The sequence below is a fragment of the Sphingobium sp. ba1 genome (genome assembly GCF_000743655.1).
Taxonomy (GTDB): Bacteria; Pseudomonadota; Alphaproteobacteria; order Sphingomonadales; family Sphingomonadaceae; genus Sphingobium.
Map to the genome: position 1 here is coordinate 2,288 of NZ_JPPQ01000022.1, position 3,600 is coordinate 5,887.

Here is a 3,600-nt window from a genome sequence, read left to right on the forward strand (position 1 = left end):
TAGGGCAGCGGCATGGTCATGGCCATGGACGGCGCAGCCAGATGCGCAGCCGCAGGCCGAGGCCAGCTTAGCCGCCATGTCGTCACGGCGATAATGGCCGCCGAAGGTCGCGACCGGCGACCAGTCGGGCATAGCCTTGGGTGCGGTCGGTGCGAGTGGGCCGAACTCTCCTTCGCCATAGACGATTCTACCACCCAGCACCGTCAGCACGGATCGCAGCAGGGCGATGTCATCTTCCGGCACGCTGAAATAATCGTCCGACAGCAAGGCGAGATCGGCCAGTTGCCCGGCTTTGATCTGCCCCTTCTTGCCGACCTCGTTCGAGAACCATGTGTTCCTTTCCGTCCACAGCCGCAGCGCGGTTTCGCGGTCGAGCCGGTTGCGGACGGGATAGAGCCGCAAGCCCCCGACCGTCTTCGACGTCACCAGCCAGCTAAGCGATACCCAGGGGTTGTAGCTCGCGACGCGGGTCGCGTCCGTGCCGGCGCCGACCGGAATGCCCGCCGCCATCATCTTGGCGATCGGCGGCGTCGCTTCTGCCGCCTTGGCACCATAGCGTTCGACGAAATATTCGCCCTGGAAGGCCATGCGATGCTGCACCGCGATCCCGCCGCCCAAGGCCGCGACCCGGTCGATATTCCGGTCGCTGATCGTTTCGGCATGGTCGAAGAACCAGTTGAGGCCGGTGAGCGGAATATCCTTGTTCACCTTTTCGAACACATCGAGCGCGCGGCCGATCGTCTGGTCATAGGTCGCATGCAGCCGCCAGGGCCAGCGGCGCTCAGCGAGCAGGCGGATGACCGGCTCCAGGTCGCCCTCCATCTCCGGCGCCATATCGGGGCGGGCGACACGGAAATCCTCGAAATCGGCGGCGGAATAGACCAGCATCTCGCCCGCGCCATTGTGGCGATAGCTGTCGTCGCCATCGCCCGGCTTGATCTGAGTCGACCAGCTCGCGAAATCCTTCAGCTCTTCCTTGGGTTTTTGGGTGAAGAGATTATAGGCGATGCGCAGCGTCAGTTCGCCATCCTGATGCAGCTTCTCAACGATCGCATAATCGTCCGGGTAGTTTTGCGATCCCCCGCCCGCGTCGATGACGCTGGTGACGCCGAGCGAATTCAGCTCACGCATGAAATGCTTCGTGCTGTTGAGTTGATAGTCGGGCGGCAGCTTCGGTCCCTTGGCCAGCGTCGCATAGAGGATCATGGCATTGGGCTGGGCCAGCAGCAGGCCGGTCGGGTTGCCCTGCGCATCACGAACGATCTCGCCACCCGGCGGATTGGGCGTATCCCTGGTATAGCCCACGGCGCGCAACGCAGCCGCGTTCAGCAGCGCGCGGTCATAGAGATGCAGGATGAAAACGGGCGTGTCAGGCGCGGCCGCATTGATCTCCGATATGGTGGGCAGGCGTTTTTCGGCGAACTGATGTTCGGTAAAGCCGCCGACCACGCGCACCCATTGCGGTGGCGGCGTATTTTCAGCCTGCCGTTTGAGCATGGCCATGGCTTCGGACAGGCTCGGCACGCCTTCCCAGCGCAATTCCATATTATAATTGAGGCCACCCCGGATGACGTGAATATGGCTGTCAATCAGGCCGGGGATCAGGCGACGGCCCTGCGCGTCGATGACGGTGGCGTCCGGCCCGGCGGCGGCGCGGACATCCTGTTCGCGGCCCACGGCCAGGAATTTGCCGTCGCGGATAGCGACCGCTTCCGCCACCGGATTTTCGCGGTCCAGCGTCGTCACTTTCGCATTGATCAGGATCATGTCTTTGGCGGTCATGGCGAAACTCTCCGTGGCGGTCATCAGGGCGGTCGAGGCGGCACTGGCCAGCGCCTGTCGACGGGTGATCATGCGTCGCGCCCTGAATTGGCAGGCAATTTGCCCAGCACATGATGGGCGCAGTCGGTGGCGACGAAGCGGGTCAGTTCGGGTAGGCTGGCGAGGCGCTTGGCGATGGGGATCAGCTGCTCCCCCACCAATATCCCCGCCAACCCGACCAGCGCGATGAGCGGCGGGGCGGGAGAACGAACACCCAAGAGGCTGTAGACGATACCGACCAGCAGCCCGGCACCCAGCGCAAGACAATAGGCTTTCATGGCGTCGTTCTCCCGTTCTGGCGTCAGGCCTTGATGAAGGCGAGGATGTCGGCGTTCAGCACGTCGGCATTCACCGTGAGCATGCCGTGCGGATAGCCTTCGTAAAGTTTCAGCGTCGCGTCGGGCAGCAATTGCGCCTGCAGCACGGCCGCATTTTCATACGGCACGATCTGGTCATCATCGCCATGCAGGACGAGGGTCGGCACGGTGATCGCCTTGAGGTCATCGGTCTGGTCGGTTTCGGAAAAGGCCTTGATGCCCGCATAATGGGCAAGCGCGCTGCCCATCATCCCCTGCCGCCACCAATTGTCGATCACGGCGGGCAGCACGGTCGCCCCGTCGCGATTGAAGCCATAGAAAGGCCCGGCCGCGACATCGCGGAAAAATTGCGTGCGATTGGCGGCCAGCGCAGCGCGGAACCCATCGAACGTCGCGATCGGCAGGCCGCCGGGATAGCGATCGGTCGCCAGCATGATCGGCGGCACGGCGCTCACCAGCACCGCCTTGGCAACGCGCCCATTGGGCAGGCCATGGCGCGCGACATAGGCCGCCACTTCGCCGCCGCCAGTCGAATGGCCGATATGGACGGCGTTGCGCAGGTCGAGATGATCCGCGACCGCTGCCGCGTCGGCAGCATAATGCGCCATGTCATGGCCGAAATCGACCTGGGCGGAGCGTCCATGACCGCGACGGTCATGCGCGACGACGCGATAACCCTTGGCCAGGAAGAATAGCATTTGCGCGTCCCAGTCGTCCGACGAGAGCGGCCAGCCATGGTGGAACATGATCGGCTGGGCATCCTTGCTGCCCCAATCCTTGTAGAAGATATCGACGCCGTCCGTGGTGGTGATGAAACTGCTCATGGGAAATCTCCGGTGGAAGAAATTGGGTTAGAGCCATGACCGGATCGAGCGTGATCCGGTCAGGGTGCCGGTATCAGTGACCGCCTTCGGACGCGCCGAACATGGTCTTGGCATAGGTGATGCCGATGCCGTAGCCGCCGCCCCATTTGCGGGCGATGCCGGTCGTGAGATCATAGGTTTCGCCCCGCGCCCAGTCGCGCTGGAGTTCGAGCAGATATTGCAGCGCCGTGATTGGGCGGGCACCTGCCTGGATCATCCGCGCGACAGCACGCTCATGCGCTTCTTCAGAAATGTCGCCGCAGGCGTCGGTGATGACATAGACTTCAAATCCTTGCTCCAGCGCGGACAGGGCCGGGCCGACGATGCAGACGCTGGTCCACAGGCCCGCCAGCACGATCCGGCCTTTCCCAATGCGGTTGATCTCTTCGATCACGGCGGCATCTTCCCATGTGTTCATCGACGTGCGGTCGAGCATCGCCTGGCCCGGAAAGGGATCGGTAATCTCGGTGAACATCGGGCCGGAAAAGCTCTTTTCGGCAACCGTGGTCAGTATGGTGGGGACGTTGAACCCGGCTGCGTGAGAACGGCGGAGCAATATTCGACCACGGTAGCGGCGGGATAGTCCTGCTGCGGGCGGC

The 3,600-nt window shown here is 63.2% G+C and carries 3 protein-coding genes and 1 pseudogene; all 4 read right to left on the bottom strand.

Translation table 11 applies throughout. The features are described from left to right. Positions 1-1,854: pseudogene (locus IL54_RS02075) on the bottom strand (amidohydrolase); the annotation flags it as partial. Beyond that, positions 1,851-2,099: a DUF1427 family protein gene (locus IL54_RS02080; RefSeq protein WP_037472716.1), complete on the bottom strand. Its 249-nt coding sequence runs from the start codon at positions 2,097-2,099 to the stop codon at positions 1,851-1,853. The gene IL54_RS02080 and the pseudogene IL54_RS02075, both read right to left, overlap by 4 nt. Positions 2,100-2,122: 23 nt before the next feature. Continuing rightward, positions 2,123-2,962, bottom strand: a complete 840-nt coding sequence (locus IL54_RS02085; RefSeq protein ID WP_037472719.1) for an alpha/beta fold hydrolase — start codon at positions 2,960-2,962, stop codon at positions 2,123-2,125. A gap of 73 nt (positions 2,963-3,035) precedes the next feature. Next, the coding region (locus tag IL54_RS02090) for an isochorismatase family protein (RefSeq protein ID WP_052027511.1) at positions 3,036-3,600 on the bottom strand (565 nt) is incomplete at its 5' end.

Excerpts from the sequence above, each read along its gene's own strand:
- IL54_RS02085 (WP_037472719.1), bottom strand. The coding sequence starts at position 2,962 with ATGAGCAGTTTCATCACCACCACGGACGGCGTCGATATCTTCTACAAG.
- IL54_RS02080 (WP_037472716.1), bottom strand. The coding sequence starts at position 2,099 with ATGAAAGCCTATTGTCTTGCGCTGGGTGCCGGGCTGCTGGTCGGTATC.